This is a genomic window from Synechococcus sp. CCAP 1479/9 (assembly GCF_019038535.1).
Taxonomy (GTDB): Bacteria; Cyanobacteriota; Cyanobacteriia; order PCC-6307; family Cyanobiaceae; genus Cyanobium.
Map to the genome: position 1 here is coordinate 392,793 of NZ_JAFKRK010000024.1, position 19,811 is coordinate 412,603.

At 71.2% G+C, this 19,811-nt stretch carries 17 protein-coding genes; 7 read left to right on the top strand and 10 right to left on the bottom strand.

Annotation, left to right across the window (positions count from 1 at the left end; translation table 11 throughout):
- Nucleotides 1-12 precede the first annotated feature (12 nt).
- The gene (gene pdeM, locus KUG38_RS11540; RefSeq protein WP_353617792.1) at nt 13-696 is read right to left on the bottom strand and encodes a ligase-associated DNA damage response endonuclease PdeM; all 684 of its coding nucleotides are present in this window, start codon (nt 694-696) and stop codon (nt 13-15) included.
- Nucleotides 697-806: 110 nt separating this feature from the next.
- Between pdeM and KUG38_RS11545 the strand changes: the two genes are divergently transcribed.
- Nucleotides 807-2,942, top strand: a complete 2,136-nt coding sequence (locus KUG38_RS11545; protein ID WP_216921623.1) for an AAA-type ATPase lid domain-containing protein — start codon at nt 807-809, stop codon at nt 2,940-2,942.
- Here the strand turns inward: KUG38_RS11545 and KUG38_RS11550 are convergent.
- The 4 genes from KUG38_RS11550 to KUG38_RS11565 all read right to left on the bottom strand — a co-directional run bounded on the left by KUG38_RS11550 (nt 2,939) and on the right by KUG38_RS11565 (nt 6,379).
- Entirely contained in the window at nt 2,939-3,580 is a 642-nt protein-coding gene (locus tag KUG38_RS11550) for a gamma-glutamylcyclotransferase family protein (RefSeq protein WP_353617793.1), read from the bottom strand. The genes KUG38_RS11545 and KUG38_RS11550 overlap by 4 nt on opposite strands.
- A gap of 146 nt (nt 3,581-3,726) precedes the next feature.
- Nucleotides 3,727-4,560, bottom strand: a complete 834-nt coding sequence (locus tag KUG38_RS11555) for a PhzF family phenazine biosynthesis protein (protein WP_216921626.1) — start codon at nt 4,558-4,560, stop codon at nt 3,727-3,729.
- Nucleotides 4,561-4,584: 24 nt separating this feature from the next.
- Complete coding sequence (locus tag KUG38_RS11560) at nt 4,585-5,559, bottom strand: magnesium transporter (RefSeq protein WP_216921630.1); 975 nt, start codon at nt 5,557-5,559, stop codon at nt 4,585-4,587.
- Nucleotides 5,560-5,569: 10 nt separating this feature from the next.
- Nucleotides 5,570-6,379 (bottom strand): NYN domain-containing protein, encoded by an 810-nt coding sequence (locus KUG38_RS11565; RefSeq protein ID WP_216921632.1) that lies wholly within the window; start codon nt 6,377-6,379, stop codon nt 5,570-5,572.
- Nucleotides 6,380-6,474: 95 nt separating this feature from the next.
- Between KUG38_RS11565 and KUG38_RS11570 the strand changes: the two genes are divergently transcribed.
- Nucleotides 6,475-7,497 carry an esterase-like activity of phytase family protein gene (locus KUG38_RS11570; RefSeq protein WP_216921635.1) on the top strand — a complete coding sequence of 341 codons (1,023 nt, stop codon included), beginning with the start codon at nt 6,475-6,477 and terminating at the stop codon, nt 7,495-7,497.
- Nucleotides 7,494-9,713: a PhoX family protein gene (locus tag KUG38_RS11575; protein ID WP_216921638.1), complete on the top strand. Its 2,220-nt coding sequence runs from the start codon at nt 7,494-7,496 to the stop codon at nt 9,711-9,713. Before KUG38_RS11570 ends, KUG38_RS11575 begins: the two co-directional genes overlap by 4 nt.
- On the opposite strand, the gene KUG38_RS11580 is transcribed toward KUG38_RS11575, so the two are convergent.
- Both KUG38_RS11580 and KUG38_RS11585 read right to left on the bottom strand, forming a co-directional pair.
- Nucleotides 9,677-10,441, bottom strand: coding sequence for a coiled-coil domain-containing protein (locus KUG38_RS11580; RefSeq protein ID WP_216921641.1), 765 nt, complete (start codon nt 10,439-10,441; stop codon nt 9,677-9,679). The genes KUG38_RS11575 and KUG38_RS11580 overlap by 37 nt on opposite strands.
- Nucleotides 10,441-12,141, bottom strand: a complete 1,701-nt coding sequence (locus KUG38_RS11585) for a VWA domain-containing protein (protein WP_216921644.1) — start codon at nt 12,139-12,141, stop codon at nt 10,441-10,443. The genes KUG38_RS11580 and KUG38_RS11585 overlap by 1 nt, the downstream gene beginning before the upstream one ends.
- A gap of 92 nt (nt 12,142-12,233) precedes the next feature.
- Between KUG38_RS11585 and KUG38_RS11590 the strand changes: the two genes are divergently transcribed.
- The 4 genes from KUG38_RS11590 (at nt 12,234) to KUG38_RS11605 (ending at nt 16,188) form a co-directional block, all read left to right on the top strand.
- The gene (locus KUG38_RS11590) at nt 12,234-13,277 is read left to right on the top strand and encodes a substrate-binding domain-containing protein (protein ID WP_216921647.1); all 1,044 of its coding nucleotides are present in this window, start codon (nt 12,234-12,236) and stop codon (nt 13,275-13,277) included.
- A gap of 234 nt (nt 13,278-13,511) precedes the next feature.
- On the top strand, nt 13,512-14,630 hold the full coding sequence (locus KUG38_RS11595) for a UDP-2,3-diacylglucosamine diphosphatase (RefSeq protein ID WP_216921650.1): 1,119 nt from the start codon (nt 13,512-13,514) through the stop codon (nt 14,628-14,630).
- Nucleotides 14,631-14,730: 100 nt separating this feature from the next.
- Nucleotides 14,731-15,885 carry a glycosyltransferase family protein gene (locus KUG38_RS11600; RefSeq protein WP_216921653.1) on the top strand — a complete coding sequence of 385 codons (1,155 nt, stop codon included), beginning with the start codon at nt 14,731-14,733 and terminating at the stop codon, nt 15,883-15,885.
- 54 nt (nt 15,886-15,939) lie between these two features.
- Nucleotides 15,940-16,188: a FeoA family protein gene (locus KUG38_RS11605; protein ID WP_286195904.1), complete on the top strand. Its 249-nt coding sequence runs from the start codon at nt 15,940-15,942 to the stop codon at nt 16,186-16,188.
- Nucleotides 16,189-16,193: 5 nt separating this feature from the next.
- Here the strand turns inward: KUG38_RS11605 and feoB are convergent, their stop codons facing one another.
- From feoB to KUG38_RS11620, 3 genes are all read right to left on the bottom strand, one after another.
- Nucleotides 16,194-18,101 carry a ferrous iron transport protein B gene (gene feoB / locus KUG38_RS11610; RefSeq protein ID WP_216921656.1) on the bottom strand — a complete coding sequence of 636 codons (1,908 nt, stop codon included), beginning with the start codon at nt 18,099-18,101 and terminating at the stop codon, nt 16,194-16,196.
- Nucleotides 18,102-18,168: 67 nt separating this feature from the next.
- Complete coding sequence (locus KUG38_RS11615) at nt 18,169-18,696, bottom strand: ferritin (protein ID WP_094587170.1); 528 nt, start codon at nt 18,694-18,696, stop codon at nt 18,169-18,171.
- A 159-nt stretch (nt 18,697-18,855) separates the two neighbouring features.
- A complete protein-coding gene (locus KUG38_RS11620; protein WP_216921660.1) occupies nt 18,856-19,755 on the bottom strand; it encodes an alpha/beta fold hydrolase in 900 nt (299 codons plus the stop codon).
- Nucleotides 19,756-19,811 lie beyond the last annotated feature (56 nt).

The window sequence follows — 19,811 nt, forward strand, 5'->3', positions numbered from 1 at the left end:
TTCCGGTGGCGTTCAGGCCACCCGCCGGGTCCGCCGGGTGGAGGTCTCCCTGGCGGGATTCCAGGTCACGACGGCACCATCGGCCACCAGCCAGAGCGCCTCACCGTCGGGACAGGGATAGCCCCCGGTGAGGGCGCCGAACGCCGGCAGCACCAGCTGCTCCAGGGCTGGGTCGTAGGCGAAGCACGGCAACCGCAACCGGTCGGCGCCACGGCCCACCAGTGCCACCGGATGGCGGTGGCCACAGACATTCAGCCGACCGGCCGTGGGCTCCGGGGCATGGCTCAGCCAAAGGGGGCCCATGGCCTGGGAGGGCTCCTGGACCAGGCCCTCCAGCCAGCTGCCCCGTTCGTGGTTGCCGCCGATCAGCCGCAGGGGACAGCCCAGCAGGGCAGGCAGCGCCGCCAGCTTCTGGCGCAGCTCCTGGGTGAGCCCGAAGCGGCTGTGGATCAGGTCGCCGAGCACCACCACCAGGCGGGGCTGGAGCCGATGGGCCACCGCCAGCAGGGCGTTGAGGGTGTCGGCATCCCCGTCGCTGGGCAGCGGGATGCCCTGGCACTGCAACGATTCCGCCTTGCCCAGGTGCAGGTCGGCCAGCAGCAGCAACCCCTGCTGCGAATCCCAGAGGACCTTCTCGGCCAGCAGCTCCAGGCGGTGGCCCCGCCAGGGGAAGGCAGCGGCGGCAGGAGGGTTCACGCCGGCGACTTCGGGGCGCCGTGGAGGGTGACGGACATGGCGCGATCGGCGGGCGAAGCAGAACGCTGGCATTCTCTCCGCCCAGAATCCCTGGAGCAGGGCCCGCGCCGATGATGTCCAGCCAGCAGGATGCGGCCGAGAATGCCAGGGCCGCTCTGCTGCGGCTGGCGCCCTACCTGCTGGGCCGGGTCCGGCGGGGGGTCGTCGGCAGCAGCCGCTACGCCCAGAAGCTGCGGGAGGCGATCCGCGAGGCCGCCGCCGATGCCGCTGGCGGCCCCGTGCTGATCAGCGGTGAGCCAGGGCTGGAGAAGGACAACATCGCGGCCCTGATCCACTTCGGATCCGCGGCCCGCAAGCAGCTGGTGGTGCAGGTCAACTGTGCGCTGCTGCGGCCCGATGGGGCGGAACTGTTCGCGGCCGGGGCCGATGGCCTCACCATGCTCGACTGCCTCGGCGCCGGCGGCCTGTTGCTCGATCAGATCGACAAGGCCGATCCCCAGCTGCGGTCGGCCCTGCTGGAGCTGGCCCGCAGCGGCCGCTGGGTCTCACCGGATGACGGCCGCGAGCGTTTCTTCCCGGGAAGGGTGTTCCTCACCGCCGAAACCACGGCGCCCGATTTCGATGCCTGCTGCCGCCACATCCGGGTGCCGCCTCTACGGGTGCGGCGCCAGGACCTGGGCGAATGGTTGCGCTACGGGGTGCGCCAGAAGGCGCGCAGCCTGGGCTGGGCGACCCCACCCGCGGTGAATGAGGGGCTGGTCAAGCGGCTCCAGACCTATGACTTCCCCGGCAACATCCGGGAACTCACCCTGGTGATCGAGCGGGCCCTGCGCCAGTGCGCCGACGACCGGCCCGCCGTGCTGCCCGACGAGGTGTTCTGGACCGGTCGCCGCTCCCAGCGCGCCCGCTTCGATCTCTGGCGCTGGAAGCCCCAGCTGCGGGACCTGATGCGGTCGCCGCTGCTCTGGAACGGCCTGTTGTTCGGCGTGGTGAGCTGGGTGTTCGTGCTGGTGAACCTCTGGCTCTGGTTCGGTCCCCAGGACCGGCAGCACAACGGGGCCCTCAACATGTTCTGGGCCTGGTGGTGGCCGCTGATCCTGCTGACGTACCCGGTCGTGGGCCGGTTGTGGTGCTCGTTCTGCCCCTTCATGGTCTGGGGGGAGATCAGTCAGCGGATCGCCGGGGCCCTGGGCTGGCAGCCAGCCCGCTGGCCCCGGGGCGACAGCGATGCCTGGGCGGCGCCGATCCTGGCGGCCGGCTTTGCGGCGATCCTGCTCTGGGAGGCGGTGTGGAACCTGGAGAATTCGGCCTGGTTGAGCAGCTGCCTGCTGCTGCTGATCACCCTTGGTGCCGTGATCGGCTCGCTGCGCTTTGAGAAGCGCTTCTGGTGCCGCCATCTCTGTCCGGTGGGGGGCATGAACGCCCTGTTCGCCAAGCTGGCGATCAGTGAGCTGCGGGCCCAGGCGGGGATCTGCAGCGGCAGCTGCACCTCCTATGCCTGCTTCAAGGGGGGGCCGGCCGAAGGCGAGGGCCTGGCCACGGCCGGCTGTCCCCTGGGCACCCATCCGGCCCACCTGGAGGACAACCGCAACTGCGTGCTCTGTCTCACCTGCGCCCAGGCCTGCCCCCATCGCTCGGTGCAGCTGCGGCTGCGACCTCCCGCTGCGGATCTGCAGCGCGACATGGACCCGCCCGCCGGGGAGGCGGGCCTGATCCTGGTGCTGGCCGGTGGGGTGTGCCTGCACCATTGGCAACGGCTTCTGGGTGGCGTGGCCCTGGCTCCGGCGAATCTGCTGGAGGGGCCCCTGCTCCCACGGCTGGCCTTCGCGGCCCTGGCCCTGGCCCTGCCGGCGGGGGTGTTCCTGCTGGTGCGCCATCTGCGCGGTTGGGGACGGCGTCCGGAGGTCGCGGCCTCCCGGTTGCGGCTGTCCCTCTATGCGCTGTTGCCGCTGCTGTGGGCCCTGATGCTGGCTGACCATCTGCCCCTGGGCATGGCCGAGGGGGGGCTGGTGCTGCCGGTCAGCGCCAGCCCCTGGTGGCCCCAGCTGGCCGCCCGCTTGCCCGGATGGAGCGCCGACAGCCATGTGATCGCCTTCTGCCAGAGCCTGGTGGTGGCGGTGGGTGTGGCGGGTTCGGTGGTGCTGCTGCGGCGACTGCTGCAGCCCCTGCGCTGGGGCTGGCTGGCCCTGGGCTGGCTGGCACTGGGGCTTGGGACCGGTGGCCGCTGGCTGGTGGCCGGCGGCTAACGCCCGCAGACCCGCTGCAGGTCGCTGTCGCTGTAGAGCGCCACGGGCGCCTCGGGCGGGCTCTCCTGCAGCCGTTGCTTCTTGGTGAGGTAGTGGGCGGCGCCGAGGCTGTTGCCCAGCAGCACCCGAGCGCTGCCGTGGCTGCCGCGCCAGGCGTTGCAGGTGGAGAGGGTGTCGAAGGCCAGGGCGGCGGGAGGAAGGGCGGCCGCCAGCAGGGCGGCCCCGCCCAGGGCCAGCACCACGGCCAGGCCCATCTGGCTGCGGCGCACGGCCGCTCCCGGCGCCGGACCCAGCCAGCAGCCGTCGGCGATGGCGGACACGTGGCGCACCTGATGGGGCCGGCCCAGGTAGACCCAGGCGTGGCGGCCATCGGCCAGGGGCAGGGGCCGGCGGTCGTAGAGGCGGGGGTAGCCCTCCAGCCGATCCAGCCGGGCCAGGCCGGCGGCATCCACGCCATACACCTCACCGCGCACGACCCCCTCGCCAGGCACGGCCATGGGGAAGGGGCCCAGGTCGTGGAGCACCACGTCCGGCAGAACCGCCTCCCCGAGGAAGGGCGCATCACCGAGCCAGTGGTGGTTGCCGTGGCCGCGCTTGAGGGTGCCGTAGACGAAGACCAGCTCGGGGTTCCGGGTCACGGGTCGGGCCAGGGGCTGCGGGGCCTGTGGCCATAATGCGACGAAAATGCACCCGCTTCCATGACGATCGCCCTGCTGGTGACGCTGCTGGGTTCCCTGGTGCTGATGGGCTGGATCGTGAAGCGCCTGGAAAAGGCGTCCTGAACTCAGGCCTCCAGGCGGCGCACCTGCCCCGTCACCCGGATCGAGCCCCCCGGCTCCGCCGGGATCCCGGCACCCAGCAGGGAGCGGCAGCCCATGTCCTCCCCCTGCAGCAGCTCGATGCTGCCGCCGTGGGGCCAGTCGAGGCTCTGCAGGTAGCCCGCCAGGGCCGCGGTGGCTGAGCCCGTGGCCGGATCCTCGTAGACACCGCAGCCGGCGGCGGCATTGCGGCTGTGGAACGTGCGGGGCCCTTCCGGCCACACCAGCAGGAGCGTCAGCAGTCCCGCCTCCGCCATCAGCCGGGCCCCGTCCTCCATGGCGTAGCGCATGGCGGCCAGGTCCTCGCGGCGGCGCAGGGCCAGCAGCAGATGGTCGGCACCGCCGTGGACGATGGCGGCGGGCAGGGCCGGATCCAGGTCGCCGGGTGCGTAGCCGAGCAGTTCGAGGGCGGCCGCAAGGAGATCGGGCGCCACCGGGCGCTGGTGGGTGGGGGGTGACTGCAGGGCGGCGCTCCAGCGCTCCCCCTGGCGCCGACCCTCCACCGTGATCTCGGCCTGGTTCAGCTTGAGCGGAAACACCCCATCACCGCAGCGCTCGGCCAGGGCGGCCCCAAGGGCGACGGTGGCGTGGCCGCAGAACGGCACCTCGACGGTCGGGGAGAAGTAGCGCACCCGCCAGCCGTCCCCCAACGGGGCGGCGAAGACCGTTTCCGAGTAGCCCACCTCGGCGGCGATCCGCTGCATCTCGGCGGGCTCATCAAGGCGCTCGCTGATCACCACACCGGCCGGGTTGCCGCCCCGGTCACCGTCGCTGAAGGCCGCCAGGCGCTGCAGGGTCATGGCAGGGTCAGGGCCGGGTCGATTTCAGAGCAGTCTGCTGGCCAGGCCGAAGTAGAGGGCAATCGAGGTGATGTCGGCCACCGCCAGGGTGAGCGGGCCGGAGGCGATCTTGGGGTCAATGCGCAGGGCATGAAAGAGGGCCGGGATGGTCAGGCCGTAGAAGCAGGCGGCCGCCACGCTGAGCACGATCGCGATCGCCACGATCAGGGCCGCCGGCCCCGCCCCGAGCCACAGCACCAGCACCAGGGCCACCAGGGCCGCGCAGCAGACCCCCAGCAGCAGGGCCGTGGCCAGCTCCCGGCGCAGGCTGGCCCGGTACCAGCGCCAGGTGGGTGGCGAGAGCTGCAGCGCCTGGATCGACACCGTCATGCTCTGGATGCTGACGCTCTCCCCGAGGGCCAGCACCAGGGTGAGGAAGAAGGCCAGGGCGATGCTGCTGGCCAGGGTCTGCCGGAAGACGCTCACCAGCACGGCGCAGGCCAGACCGCTGGCGATGGTGGCCAGCAGCCAGGGGAAGCGGAAACGGAAGGCCCGCAGCGGCGAGGCGCCCCGCACCTGGGAGACACGGAAGCCGAGGGCTTCGAACAGGGCCGCCGCCTGGGCCGGCTGGTCGGGCAGGAAGTCCTCCTCGCTGAACATGGTCACGTCCACCACCCCCACCACCCGCTGCCGGTCGTCCACCACCGGCAGGGCCAGGAAGCGGTGATCGGCGAAGGCCTCGTGGGCCTCCAGGATGGTGGCGTGCTCCGGGATGGTCACCGGATGGCGCACCATCAGGGCCGTCACGGGGGTGTCCTCGGCGGCGGACAGCAGGCGCCGCAGGGGCAGCACGCCGATCAGTCGTAGTTCGGCATCCAGCACGTAGAAGTAGACGATCCGCTCGGCGATCTCACAGCCCCGCAGGCTGGCGAGCGCCTCCGCCACGGTCTGCCGGCCGTCCAGGCAGGCCACCGCCCGGCGGGCGATGCTGGTGATCGGCTGGTGCAGGGTGTCGAGCACGGGGGAGGCCTCAGTCGTCCTCCCGGGCGCGCACGTAGACAATCGTGCGGTTGCCGCTCGGAGCCTCCCGCTCCTCCATCACGAACAGGGACGGGCAGCCGCGCACCAAGTCGGAGAGCTTGCGGAAGCCATAGAGGCGGGTATCGAAATCGGGCTGGATCTTCTGCAGGTAGCTGCCGAAGGTGCCCAGCTGGGTCCAGCCCGATTCGTCCACCGAACGATCCAGCGCCTCCATCAGGAAGTCGGCCGGGATGACCGGATGGGCGCTGACGGGGGGGTCGGCATCCCGGGGCCGGAGGGCCTCGCCGACCTCGGCGCCGGCGTCCCCCTGGCGGGAGGCGGTGCGCAGCACCTCGGTGAACAGGAACTTGTGGCAGGCGTTGCGGAAGGCCGCCGGCGTCTTCTCCTCGCCGAAGCCGTAGACCAGCAGGCCCTCCTCCCGCAGACGCACCGCCAGGCCGGTGAAATCGCTGTCGCTGGTCACCAGGCAGAAGCCATCGAAACGCCGGGTGTAGAGCAGATCCATCGCATCGATGATCATCGTGCTGTCGGTGGCGTTCTTGCCCACGGTGTAGGCGAACTGCTGCATCGGCTTGATCGAGAACTTGTTCAGCAGCGCCTTCCAGGAGGCGCTCTGGCTGGAGGTGAAATCGCCGTAGATGCGCCGCACGATCGCCTCTCCGAAGCGGGCCACCTCCTCCAGCACGGCCTCGATCACCGCCGCCCGGGCGTTGTCGGCGTCGATCAGCACCGCCAGGCGCCGGCCCGACTCTTCCGTGAGACCGCCTGCCGGCGGCTGAACACCCGATGGGGATCGCATCACACATCCCCCGGAGCTCCCTTGACCCTACCCGCCCCGGACCCGGGTGTCCCCGGATGCCGCCGCCGCCCCCCGGCGACGGGAGAATTCCAGCCATGGTCGTGCCCCTGATCGCCGCCTCCCCGCCGCCCCTGCTGCCCTGCCCGGCCGAGGCGGGCTGGGAGCTGGTGGCGGGCGCCCGCCTGCCGCGCCGCGGGGCGGAGGGAGAGCCCCTGGGCGGCTACTCCGCCGCCAGCTACCGCAGCCAGAGCGATGTCCTGCTGCTGCTCAGCGACGCCCCCCGGGGCCGGGTGGACGCCTGGAGCGGCGTGCGACAGCTCGGGCGGGTGCCGCTGCGGCCGCTGTTCCGGCTGGAGCTGCAGGGATCGCCCCAGGCCCCGCTGCCGGCGGAGATCGACGCCGAAGGGCTGGTGGTGATCGGCGAGCGGCTCTGGGTGGCCAGCGAGGGGCGCCGCAGCGCCGCCCGGCCGGCCCAGCTGCTGGCCGTCGATCGGAGCAGCGGCCTGCTGCAGCGTGCCTACCCCCTGCCCGCCGACTGGCAGCCGGCCCCGGGGCGCGGCCTCGAAGCCAACCAGGGCCCCGAGTCCCTGGCCCTGCTACGCCGTCCGGGGCGGACGGACGTGCTGCTGATGGCCGCGGAATCCCCCCTGAAGCAGGACCCCCCCGCCCAGGTGAGGCTGCTGGGCTGGTCGCTGGAGCCCACCGGAGCGAAGGCCCGCCCCCTGGCCCGGCTGGCCATCCCCGCCGGCAAGGGCTGGGGGCTGACCGATCTGCTGGTGGTCGATGCCGCCGGACCCTCTCCGGGCCTGCTGGCCCTGCTGCGGCGCTTCCAGGCCCCCGCCCGCTGGCAGGTGCTCCTGGCCCACTACCCGCTGCCGGGCGAAGGGGCCGATCCCAAGGCCGAACCCGAGGCGGTGCTGGAGCCGATCCACCAGTGGGATCTGATCGCGGCCGGTCTGCCGCCCGACAACTGGGAGGCCCTGACCCCGGGGCCGACCCAGGCCGATGGCCGCCCCAGCCTGCTGCTGGCCTCGGACGACAACTTCAGCGCCCTGCAGGACAACCACCTGGCCCTGCTGGCCCCCCGCCGCCGCGAACCCTGCCCCCCGAACCGATGAACCGCCGCGACCTGCTCTCCCTGCTCGGGATCGGGGCCTGCTCCTTCGCCGGCGCCACCCTGCCAACGCCCGCCCCGGGGAGGGCGGCTTCCCCGAAGGCCGGAGTGACCCCGACGGCTTCCCCGTTCCCGACGGTGCCCACTCCCCTCCCGGTGCCCAGCGACGGCCTCGACGCGGAGGGGCAGCGTCTCCGGTACGCCCGCATCGAGCTGGAGGACCGGCTGGTGCTGCCGGACGGCTTCCGGGCCGATCTGATCGCGGTCTGGGGGGATCCGCTGGCCGACGGCCGCTTCGGCTACAACAACGACCACCTCTCCTTCCTGTCGCTGGCTCCGAACCGGGCCCTGCTGACGGTGAACTTCGAGTACATCAGCGCCCGGGCCTGGCGGGAGGGCTACGCCGAGGCGGTGGGCGGAGAGCTGCCGTTCGACGCCGTGATCGACGCCCTGGCCGCCCGGGGCGGCCGGGTGGATGCCGCCAGCCTGGCGGCGGACGACCCGCTGCTGGAGCCCATCCGCCAGCTGGCGGCGGCGGCCATGGCGGATCTGGGTGTGGGCGTGATCGAACTGGAACGGCAGCCGGGTGGCCCCTGGCGGCGCCGGCCGGGCCGCTTCGATCGCCGCATCACCGGCCTCAGCGGCTGGCGCGACCCCGCCCGGCGCCTGCGCAGCTCGGGGCCGGCGGCGGCCGTGTTCCGCCGCCGCGAGCGTCTGGGCTACGACGACGGGCTTGGGGACGCCATCATCGGCAGCTTCGCCAACTGCGCCGGCGGCGAGACCCCCTGGGGCACGGTGCTCAGCGCCGAGGAGAACATGCAGAGCCAGGTGCCCGAGGCCGTCCACGCCGACGGCTCCTCCGTCTCCCCCGCCGCCCGCCCCTTCGCCTACGACGGCACGCGCCTCGACGGCCTCGGCAACCCCTTCGGCCTGGCGGGCAACAAGTACGGCTGGATGGTGGAGCTCGACCCGCGCCGGCCCGAACGCCCCGCCGTGAAGCACAGCTGGCTGGGCCGCTTCCGCCACGAGGCGGTGGCCGTGAAGGCCGTCGCCGGCCAGCCCCTGATCGTGTATTCCGGCTGCGACCGCCACGGCGGCCACCTCTACCGCTTCGTCAGCGACGCGCTGATCCGCGATCCGTCCGACCCGGCCAACTCGGAACTGTTCAGCGCCGGCCGGCTCGAGGTGGCCCGCTTCGATCCCCCCGGCCCGGACGGCGGCCAGGGACGGGGCCGCTGGCTGCCCCTGGAGCCCAGCACCCCGGTGGCGCCGCTGGGGCCCGGCCACTTCGCCCGCCACGGGGTGGAGCAGGCGGTGCTGCTGCCCCACAGCGACCGCCGCAGGCCCGGGGCCGAAGCCTTCAGCAGCGACGCGGCCGTGGCGGCCTACCGGCGCCGCTTCGCCACCCTGGCCGACCTCTACCCCGGTGAGGGGGAGGAGCGGATGGGGGCGATCCTGATCGATGCCCACCTGGCCGCCTGCGCCATCGGCGCCACCCCCGCGGCCCGGCCCGAGGACACGGTGATCGATCCGCTCAGCGGCGACCTGCTGATCGCCTTCACCGCCGGCGGCGGCAGCGACGACGGCCGGGCCGACCCGGCCATCTTCCGGGGGCCCAAAGGGCAGGCCACCTGGCCCTACGGCTGGATCATGGGCCTGGCCGACGACGGTGCGCCCCGGGGGGGATCCTTCCGCTGGCGGATGGTGGCCACCGGCGGGGCCCCGTGGCAGGGGGGGATGGGCTTCGCCAATCCCGACAACCTCGCCATCGACCGGCAGGGGACCCTCTGGATGGTGACCGACCGCTCGACGAAGTCGGCGGATCTCGATCTGTTCGGCAACAACAGCTGCTGGGTGCTGCCCAGCCGTGGCCCCCATGCCGGCGAGGCCTTCTGCTTCGCCACCGGTCCGATGGAGTGCGAGCTCACCGGGCCCTGCTTCGACGACGGCGACTCCACCCTGTTCCTGGCGGTGCAGCACCCGGGCGAGGACAACGGCACCCGCCCTTCTGCGGAGGCCCGTGAGGCCCAGGCCCACCGGCTGCTGGATCGCTCCGGGCGCCCCTTCGAGCAGCTGCGCTGGGTGCCCCTGGGCTCCAACTGGCCCTCCGGCGTCCCCGGCCGGGTCCCCCGCCCCGGGGTGGTGGCGATCCGCCGGCTCGCCGGCGGGCCGCTGCTGGCGGATCAGGCGGTGCCGGCGTCGAGGGAGCGCTCGATCTGATCGATCGCCTCATCGAGCGGCTCGATCGCCGTCGCCATGGCGGCGTCGCTGGCCTCGGTACTGGGCCACTGGTGATCGATCTGGCGGCGCAGCTGCTGCAGGCCGCCGTCGATGGCCTCCAGCCGGGTGCCCAGGGCCAGCAGCCGGGCCTCCCGTTCATCCATCCCCTGGCGCGCCGCATGCAGGTTGCGGCGCAGTTGGTCCACCAGCCGTCGGCGCTCCTGGCGCAGGGGCCCCTCCCCCTCCCGCTGCAGGGCCTTCTCCTCCCGGGCCAGGCGACGCGCCAGGTCCTCCGGATCGAGGCGCTGCCCGCCGCCGGATTCCAGCAGGGGCCGCCGTTCCCGCAGCCGCTCCGGCAGCTGCTGCAGCCGCTCACAGCAGAGCTGGACACTGCCCAGGGCCTCCAGGTGGCCCGGGTCCGTGAAACGGGCCACGGCCTCCTCCCGCAACGCCAGCGCCGTCACCGCCAGGCCGCCGGCCCGCTCCAGGGCCTCCTCCAGTCCCGCATCGAGGCGCTGGTCATGGAGCCGCTGGCTGCGGCTGCGCCGTCCGGCCGCCCCGATGCGGGAGAGCAGGGCCGCGCAGGCGACGCTCAGCCCGACCGCGGCCGCAAGGGCCGCCGGCAGGGCCACCCCGCCGGCGCGCACCAGCAGCACCAGGCCCACGCCGCCGGCGGCGACCGCCAGGGGATGGTCGAGCGGGTTGGACCAGCCGGACGACGCCGCCATCAGAACGCCATCTGCAGATCTTCCATGCGCCGCCGGATGCTGTCCGCCGTGCCGGTGGTGAAATCGCCGCCGTTGCTCTCGGCGATGCGGCGCAGCACGTCGGCGTCGAAATCCCCCTGGTTGCCGTAGCCCATCGTGAACACACCGATGCGCTCGTCGCTGGCGAAGCCGCTGCGCTTCAGCTCACCGCCCAGCCCCTCGAGGGAGAGGCGCGAGCCGTTGTCCTGGCCATCGGTGAGCACCACCACCGCCAGGATCTCGCCGGGGCGCCGGGTGGACCGCAGCCAGTCACGACCCTGGCGGATGGCGTCGTAGAGGACAGTGCCGCCCTCCGCGTCCAGCGAAGCGATGAAGCGCCCCGCCGGCTCGCCACCCTGGCTGCCACCGGTCACCACCACCGGCGGCCGCAGCCGGTTGTCGAAATCGAACAGGCCCACGGTGTCCCGGGGACCGATCTGGGCCAGGTACGCCTGCAGGGAGCGCTGGGCCGCCGGCAGCTTCTCCCCCTTCATCGAACCGGAGCTGTCCACCACCAGGGCCACCCGGGAGGGCTTCTTGGCCTGGTTGCGCCAGAGGGTGATGATCGCCTCCACCACCTCCGGTTTCGGGGCCCGCAGCGAGTCATACACGGCCCGGGGATCGGCGCCGTAGGCCGCCGTGACGCGGCTCGGGGGCACCGCCGGGTTAGCCGGCCGCAGCCCCTGGTCGGCCGCCAGGCGCTGCACGTCCTCGCGCTGGAGGCGCTCGATCAGCAGCAGGGCCCCCTGCTTCTCCTGCTGCGACACCCAGGGGGCCTCCGGGAGGATCGCCCGCATCGTGCTGGCGTAGGTGGCCCTGGGGTAGACCGCCTTGAGGGGCTCCTGGTCGCCCTGGCGGGAGGCGTTCACCGCCACCACCGACGACTCGTAGACCGAACCCACCGAGGCCCAGAAGGGCCCGTTGCGCTGCATGGCCCGGGCGAGCTCGTCGGTGGAGCTGCCGTAGCGGGTCACGTGGCGCTGGATCGCCGCCACCTGGTCGCCGTGGGCCTGCACATCGGCCAGGGTGAGCGCTTCGGGCCGCTTGCCGGCCACCTCGGCCACCATCGCCACCAGGGTCTGGAGGCCGGAGTTGGAGCGGGTCGGGGCGGTGTGGACGAAGCGGATCGGCTGGGAGGGGCCGGCCGGATCCAGCTGGCGGTGGTCGCTGCTGCGGGCCAGGGCGATGAAGGGATCGGGACGGTCGAGACCCTTCGCCAGGGCCGGGGTGGTCATGAACACCATCGGGCTGGAGGCCAGGGCCGGCGCGTCGGCCGGCGCCGGGATCAGCTCCCGGGTGGGGGCCAGGCGCTGCAGGCGGTGCCGCAGCAGGTCGAGATAGATCTCGCCATCCACCGACACCAGCGTGGGGATGCGGGGGTCATCGGCCGCCTGGCCGCCCTGGAGCACGCCCCGGGCATGGCTTTCCATCTCGCTGACCACATCGCCGCTGCCGGCGGCACGGCAGCGCAGCAGCACCGGGGTGCGGTCGGCCAGCCGGGGCGGCGCCTGGGCGATGGCCTTGGCCGCCTCCTGGCAGAAGCCCTTCAGGGCGCTGCCCACCAGCATCTCCAGCTCCAGCGGCGGCGGGGCCAGGAGCTGGCAACCGCTGAGCGCCGCCCCGAGCCATGGCAGGCCGAGGAGCGCCATGCTGAGGCCGCCCAACCGCAGGGCCCGTGCCATGGAGCGGCGCTGAACGACGGTCCCATTCTGCTGGCAACCGTCGTGGATCCGGGCGGCGGCGATCAGACTGCAGCGAACCCGGACCGCTCCCCTTGGCAGCGACCCTGACCCGCCGGCGCCTGCTTTCTCTGCTGATCGCCGGGGCGTCCCTGGCCCTGGCGACGGCCCCCCTCCCCGGCCTGCGGCGCCCCCTGGTGGTGGCGGTGGGTTCGGAGCTGGCCGGCGCCATGGCCGAACTCGAACCTCTGTTCGAACGTCGCCAGGGGGGGATCGACCTGTCCTGGACGGTGCAGGGTTCCCAGGACATGGTCAACCGCGCCAGGGAGGAGGGTCCGGAGCGGCCGCGGGTGCTGATCCCCGCCAACCGGGATCTGCTCGGCCAGCTGGCCACCGAGCTGGGCGCCCAGGGCGGGGCGCCGGCGTTCCTGCAGGCCCCCGTACCCGTGGCCCGCACCCTGCTGGTGGCCGTGGCCTGGCCGGAGCGGGTCCAGAAGCTGTTCCCGGATGGGCGCTTCTCCTGGCCACTGCTGCGGCGGGCCGCGGCGGCGGGGCAGTGGGGGGACCTGGGCGCCCCCCCGAGCTGGGGCAGTTTCGATCTGCGCAGCGCCGATCCGATGCGGTCCAACTCCGGCCAGCTGACCCTGGCGCTCTGGTGCCAGGACCGGAACGCTGGTGGCCGTAGGCCTGCTGGCGTGGGGGGCGACTGCGCCGCCGCCCTGCGCCGGGCCGTCTACCGACCGGCCCGTTCCACCGACATCCTGCTGCAGGAGTTCATCAGCGGCGGCCCCAACGAAGGGGACCTGGCGCTGGTCTACGAGGCCTCCGCCCTGGCACGCCAGGGGGAGGCCGGCCGCCTGCGGCCGGGGGGCTACGTGCTGCTGTTCCCCGACCCCACCATCGAGACGGTGCTGGCAGCCGCCGTGCTGCGGGGGGAGGCGGCCGGGCGGGCGGAGGACGGGGAGCGCTTCGTGGCCTTTCTGCTTTCGCCGGAAGGCCAGGGGGTGCTCACCCGCCTGGGGTTCCGCGGTGCCGACGGCGGCGGCGGCAGCCCGGCGGCCCGGGGCGTGAAGCACCTGCCGCCGCCCTCACCGGAGCAGCGGGAGGAGCTGCTGCGCCTCTGGCAACAGGCCGGCTGAACGAACGATCCGGAGGGCAAGCGACCAGCCCATCGATCACCTGAAGAGGTGCGCTACGCGACGCACGAAAAGCAACGCTATTCCCCTTGGACAATGAGGCGGAGACGGGGCGATTCGATCCTGTTTCTTCATCCCTATCCAGACGGAATCGGCGCGGTGCCCATGTCACTATGGCGCTGTGTGCTGCCATCCAGCACCCAAACCCCAGGGCACCAGAACTCTCGCCAGAAGTCCGTGCTCAGTTGCGACGCCCTGTTCATCTCGGATCTGCATCTGGGCTCCAATCAGTGCGAGGCCGGCCACCTGGCGGCCTTCCTGGAGTGCATCCGCCCGAGAACCCTGTTTCTGGTCGGCGACATCATCGATCTGCAGGCGATCCGCTTCAACGCCAATGTCGATGCGTCCTTTCTCACCGATCGGATCGACGCCCTCCTCCTGCCCGGCGCCGGCGGAGATCCCCCGGCCAGCGAAGCCCTGCAGAAGACGCGGCTGCTGCGGGCCTCCCATCGCCGGGTGATCGAGCGGTTCGAGACCCTGCACCGGGAGGGGGTGGCGATCGTCTACATCCCCGGCAACCACGACGCCTACCTGCGCCGTCATGCCGGCCTGGAGCGCCGCGGTTTCGCCATCCGGCGCCAGGCCGTCTACCGCACACCGACGGGGCAGCGGCTACTGGTCCGCCACGGCGACGAATACGACCGGCTGATCCGCTTCCACGCCGACGCCGCCGAGGGGCTGGCCCGCCTGCAGGAGCACTACAGCGCCGGCATCAACGGCCTGCTCGCCCCCTTCACCCGGCCCGCCGGCGCAGCCCTGTCGACCGGGTGGAACGCCGATGCGATCCTGCAGAGCGCCGTGGATCTGCTGGCCAGCCACCGGGAATGGCCCATCCCGGTGAGTCGGGGCCTCAACTCTTCCGGTGGTTTCTCCCTGGCCTTCGTGCTCGAGAGTGCCCTCAAGAGCCGCACCGGCCATGACCGGCTGATCAAGCGCGGGATCGTCCGGCACCTGCAGCGGGAGCGGCACGGTCCGGCCCCCCTCGACGGGCTGATCAACGGCCACACCCACATCCCCGAAGCCACGCCGCTGGCCCTGCCGGAACCCTCCGGCGACGACCGGGGCCCGTGCCACATCACCTACTACAACACCGGCAGCTGGGCCCGCAGCCAGCGCCGGCTGGGGCGCACGGCGCTGGTGGTGGCCCACAGCGGCCATGTCGGCATGGTGCGCTTCGACCGGCGCCGGGGCATCGAGCCCTTCCAGCCCCCCCGCTTCCCCTTCAACACCTACCCGATGCGCCCCTGCCCTGGATGCGGGCTGGGGGTGGCGCACCTGGAGGCGGCTGGTTCGTGAGGTCACCGGGAGCACGAACGATGCGCAGAATCGAGAACGTCGCTTCAATGGAAACGCAGGGTCTCGGAATCCTCCCATCGGCAGCGAGCGAGATACGCATTTGAGAGTCGCCATCCTGGCCAATCGCGCCAACAGTTTCTACCGGCCCCTGGCAGAAGGCCTGGAGCGCATGTTCAAGCAGATCGGGGTGGAGGCCATCCTCCTGCATGACGGCCTGGAGTCGCTTCCCCGCAAGCCGCTGGGAGGTGTGGGACGAGGGGCAAACTGGAAGGGTAAATTATTCCTCATTGTGCAAGGAAGCGTCGCCTGGCTGAACTATCAGAGGCTGCTTCGCCGCCTCAGGACGGTTGACTTCGTTGTGATCGTTGGTCACATGCCCGGTGCTTACTATGATCTCTTCTTTGATGACCGTCAGCTACGCCATGATCTTCCTCGCCTGCCCATCATTCTCTATGATCTGATCTATCTGGGCAGCCGAGCCGACTGGGTGACGTGGATCCATGATTGCGTGGCGAGCAGGCGCGTCCCCAAAGGAAATCACTGGGGTACCAACCGCTATGACCACCATCTCTGCATCACCGAAGTTTCCGAGTATTCCGTTCTGCCAAGTGCCGAGAGCTATTCACGCATCGGCCTCAACCTGATCGATCCCTCCCTTGCCATTGAACCCAGGGAGCTCTGTGCTCTCATTGATTTCGAACGTCCCGATCACCTGCCCGAGCGGGCCATACAGATTCAAGCCTGCCTGGAAGCTGGCATCCCATTCAAGGTGCTCTATGGCAGCTATCCAATGGCAGAGATCCGGAAGATTTACAGGAGCTGCAGCCTCTATTTCCTGGCACACTGTGAATCATTCGGACTGCCGATCTGTGAGGTGCAGGCCTGTGGTGGTGTCATTCTGACGCCCTATGCCAACTGGTGCCACGCCCATTTTCTGGAGACCCCGGAGCCTGGCCGGTGCGGCAGGCTGCCCGAGAACTTCATCGTTTACAACAACGACCAGCAGCAGCTGGTGAGCGAGCTGAAACGACTCAAGCGGGACTACAACGCCGAAGCGGCCCTGGCGAATTACAAGCGAGACCAGCCCCACTTCTCCCTGGGAAATCCGGAGGAACTGGCCCGCGTCGTCGCCATGATCGAGGCTGGGACGATCAATTCGGCCTCCCATCATCGGCACCCGACGCTGCAGCAGCTCGCCGAAGCCGTTGCTGCCCAACCCTGGTCATGCGCGTTGCAGACCCATGGCCAAGGCTGATGCTGGCCAGCCATGGGGCGGGCCGCCCTAGGGTCGACGCCTGACAGGGAACACATGCACGCCCATCCGATGACCCTGAAGCAGGTGCGGGTGGGATCGCGTGTGACCATCCTCTGCCTGCCCGCCCATCCGGAACTGCAACGTCGGTTGCGGGCCATGGGGGTGCGCCCCGGTGTGGAAGTGGAAGTGCTGCGCCGGGGCAGGCCGGGCGGAATTCTGCACCTGTCCAGTGGTCTGCTCGAGTTCATGCTGCGCGATGAACAGGCCGCCGACATGGAAGTGTCCACCCTCCCGCCGCGCTGAGCCGTTCAGCGGAGGGCCTGGATGAAGGTGCCCCCCTGATAGACGATCAGGGCCATCAGCCAGGCCAGGAGCAGCGACCAGGAGAGGGACAGCAGGGCGAAGGTCCGGCTCCTGGATTCCTGGATCTGGGCCGCCACCGTTCCGAGGCAGGGGGTGTAGAGCAGCACGAACGTCATGAAGCTGAGCGACTGCAGTGGCGTGATGGCGCCATGAATCGCCCCGCCCAGACCCGCTTGGGTGGTGCCGTAGATCACCGCCATCGCCCCCAGCAGGATCTCCTTGGCGATGAAGCCGAAGAACAGCGAGACGGTGAGCTCCGGGTTCATGCCGATCGGCCCCAGCAGGGGCTGGAACAGATGGCCGATCCCCGAGGCCAGGGACGGTCCCGATCCGCCGCCGGCACCCGGAGGAAGGTGGGTGAGCAGCCAGATCGCCGCGGCTCCCACGAGGATGAACACCCGCGTGGTGACCATGAAATTCAGCATCGACGTCCAGCCACGGCGCAGGATCGTTTTGAGGCTCGGCGCCCGGTAGGGCGGCAGCTCCAGCACGAAGGCGCCATCACCCGGGAAGGCGCGCTTGAACACCAGGCCCGTGATCACGGCCGCCGCAAAACTCATCCCGTAGAACCCGAACAACACCAGCCCAGGCGCCCACCAGGGCCTGGGGAAGAAAACGCCCGCCAGGAAGATGAAGACCGTCAGCCGGGCCTGGCAGAGGGCAAAGGGAATGCACAGCATCGCCAGCAGGCGCAGGCTGCGGTCCCGGATCACCCGCGTCCCCATGATCGAGGGAACATTGCAGCCGAAGCCCATGACCTGCAGCACGAAGGCCCGACCGTCCAGCCCCAGCCAGCGCATGAAGCCGTCCATCAGAAAGGCGGCCCGCGGCAGATAGCCCGAGTCCTCGATGATGCCGATCAGCACGTAGAAGAGGAAGATCAGCGGCAGGAAGGTGGCCACCGTGCTCACCCCCAGCCAGAGTCCATCGAGCAGGAAGCTCTGCAGCCAGTCCGGTGAGCCCAACCCCTGCAGGGCCGGCTCCAGCCAGGCCAGGCGGATCCAGTCGAGCCCGAAGCCGAGCAGGTCCTGCAGCGGCGTGCTGACCGCGTAGAGCAGCTGGAACACCGCCAGCACGATCGCCAGGAACAGCACCACACCCAGCACGGGATGGAGCAGCCACCGATCCGCCAGGCGGGTGCGCTGCAGCGGCAACCCCTCCGGCAGGGTCACGTGGCGGGCCACCAGCTCCTGCTGCCAGGCGTCCATGGCGGCGGGCTCCAGCGGCATAGGGCCGCCGACCGGGCCCGCCGGCCGGGGCGCCTCCCCCCAGCGGTGCAACTGGTCGATCAGGGCGGCGATTCCCTGGTTCCGCTTGGCGCTCACCGGCAGCACCGGCAGGCCGAGGGCCTGGGACAGACCCAGGTGATCGATCGCCATGCCGTAGCGCTGGGCCTCGTCGCTCATGTTCAGCGCGGCCACCACCGGCAGGCCCAGCTGCCGCATCTGGAGGAGCAGGCGCAGCTGGCCGCTGATCTGGCTGGCGTTGAGCACCACGATCACCAGATCGGGCGGGGTGTTCTGCATGTAGCGCTGCACCACGGCCTCGTCTTCGCTGCTGCCGCTGAGGTCGTGGATGCCCGGCAGATCCACCAGCTCATAGGCCGTGCCGTTGTGGTCGGCAGCCATGGGGCCCCGCAGCAGTTCCACCGTCAGACCCGGCCAGTTGGCGATCTGCGCATGGCCGCCGGTGAGCCGGTTGAAGAGGGTCGACTTGCCGGTGTTCGGCATGCCCAGCAGGGCGAGCTGCAACCCCCGCCCGTCACTGCGGCGTGTCTGCGCCCCGGGGCCGTGGCAGGAGCCCGGGACGCCCGGGCGACAGCAGGCCGCGCCGGTGTGATCAGGGGCTGGCATGGACTCCAGGCGCCCGTGGAGTCACGCGGAGCGTATCAATACGGTAACGGGATGACGCCATAGGCCGTCAGGCGCCCCTGGTGCCGCTGAGGCCGCCTTTGACGTGGGTCAGGGCCGTCCCCTCGAGGAACTGCTGGTCCAGCAGCAGCAGGGCGGCGCTGTTGTCACCAGCCAGCCGCAGGCGCTTGCGCACGAAGCGGGCTTCAGCCTCCTCCTGGAGCTGCTCGGCCACGAACCAGTCCAGCATGGCCGTGGCGCTGCGTTCCCCCATGCTCTCGGCCATGGCATAGAGCCGGTTGATCGAGGCGGTGACGCCCTTCTCCATGTCGTAGACCTGATCGAACAGCATCTGCACCGAGGGCCAGCTGCGTTCCGGAGCCTCGATCGTGGGCAGCTCCACCTGTTCGTCGCTGTCCACCAGATAGGCGATCATGCGGGCCGCATGGTCGCGCTCCTCCTGGCTCTTCTCGTGCATGTAGGCGGAGAAACCGGCCAGATCCTTTTCCCGCAGCCAGATCGACATGGCCAGATAGGTGTGTCCGGCCTGGAACTCAGCGGCCAGGTGTTGGTTGATGGCACTGGTGAGCTCTTTCACAGGCAAGGCGGGAATCAGCCCCTATCCCTAGCCCGAGGCGGAGGCCGAGGCAGGCGCATTCACACACTCACACGTGACATTGGCTACGGGCACCATCGACAACCGGAACATCTGGCCGCTGTTGTTGATGCTGTCCAGCCGGAATCTGCGGCGCTGCGATCAGCCGATCGGTCCCTGCGACTCCAGCAACCTGCGCCCCAGCAGGGCCCCGAACTCCTGGTGGAGGCCGAGCCGACCGGGGAGGCGGGTCACCACATCGGCGGTCTGGGCCAGGAGCTCCATCTCCCGGGTGGACCGGGGCGGGGCCGCCGTAGCCAGCACCACCTGAAACGGACAGTGCAGAGAACGGGCCTGCTCCAGCCACCAGCCCCGCTCACCTGCGGCATCGAGCCCGCCGCTGACGAAGGCGGCACTGGCGAAGCGGGAGCCGCGGCGCCGGGCCAGCCGCTGCTGCTGCCGCAGGCGATCCGGCGTCAGCAGGCCCGGATCCAGCCACACATGCCGCCGCAACATCAACCGGAGCATGGCCCGGCTGGTGTTCAGCCGGTACAGCGCCGGGCCGATCAGCGGCAGGGCCACCAGCCGCCGCAGCCAGCCGAAACGCCCCGGCGACCAGCCCGTCATCGTGGGCAGGGGCCCCCGCCAGGTGGGCGCCACCGCGACGAAGCGACTCCAGCGCTCGGACCACGCGCTCGCCAGGGCCAGGGCCAGGGGGGCGCTGTGCCCGGCGGCCACCACGGTGAGGGGGCCAGGTTGGCGGGCCTCCAGGTCCGTGAGGACCGCATCAAGGCTGGAGCGCAGCAGGGCGGCGTCGTAGGTGAGTGCCGGGCGATCACTGTCGCCGAAGCCCGGCCAGTCGAAACTCACCAGCTGGACCCGGTCGTGCGTGGCCGTGACCAGCGGCTGCCACTCGCTGCGGCTCGACACGGTGCTCAGGGCCGGCAGCAGCAGCCAGACGGGAGCTCCCTGGGGTCCCCGGCGCTCGGTCACGATCTGCAGCCGCCGGCCGCCCAGCTGGAGATCCAGCGTTTCAACCGCGCCACCGAACACCGCCGTCATGCGAACCCCCTGCGGCCGGACCGAACCATGGTGTCGCCAGAAAGGGTTTGATCCGG

Excerpts from the sequence above, each read along its gene's own strand:
- KUG38_RS11545 (WP_216921623.1), top strand. The coding sequence starts at position 807 with ATGATGTCCAGCCAGCAGGATGCGGCCGAGAATGCCAGGGCCGCTCTG.
- KUG38_RS11555 (WP_216921626.1), bottom strand. The coding sequence starts at position 4,560 with ATGACCCTGCAGCGCCTGGCGGCCTTCAGCGACGGTGACCGGGGCGGC.
- KUG38_RS11565 (WP_216921632.1), bottom strand. The coding sequence starts at position 6,379 with ATGCGATCCCCATCGGGTGTTCAGCCGCCGGCAGGCGGTCTCACGGAA.
- KUG38_RS11570 (WP_216921635.1), top strand. The coding sequence starts at position 6,475 with ATGGTCGTGCCCCTGATCGCCGCCTCCCCGCCGCCCCTGCTGCCCTGC.
- KUG38_RS11575 (WP_216921638.1), top strand. The coding sequence starts at position 7,494 with ATGAACCGCCGCGACCTGCTCTCCCTGCTCGGGATCGGGGCCTGCTCC.
- KUG38_RS11580 (WP_216921641.1), bottom strand. The coding sequence starts at position 10,441 with ATGGCGGCGTCGTCCGGCTGGTCCAACCCGCTCGACCATCCCCTGGCG.
- KUG38_RS11585 (WP_216921644.1), bottom strand. The coding sequence starts at position 12,141 with ATGGCACGGGCCCTGCGGTTGGGCGGCCTCAGCATGGCGCTCCTCGGC.
- KUG38_RS11605 (WP_286195904.1), top strand. The coding sequence starts at position 15,940 with ATGCACGCCCATCCGATGACCCTGAAGCAGGTGCGGGTGGGATCGCGT.
- feoB (WP_216921656.1), bottom strand. The coding sequence starts at position 18,101 with ATGCCAGCCCCTGATCACACCGGCGCGGCCTGCTGTCGCCCGGGCGTC.
- KUG38_RS11620 (WP_216921660.1), bottom strand. The coding sequence starts at position 19,755 with ATGACGGCGGTGTTCGGTGGCGCGGTTGAAACGCTGGATCTCCAGCTG.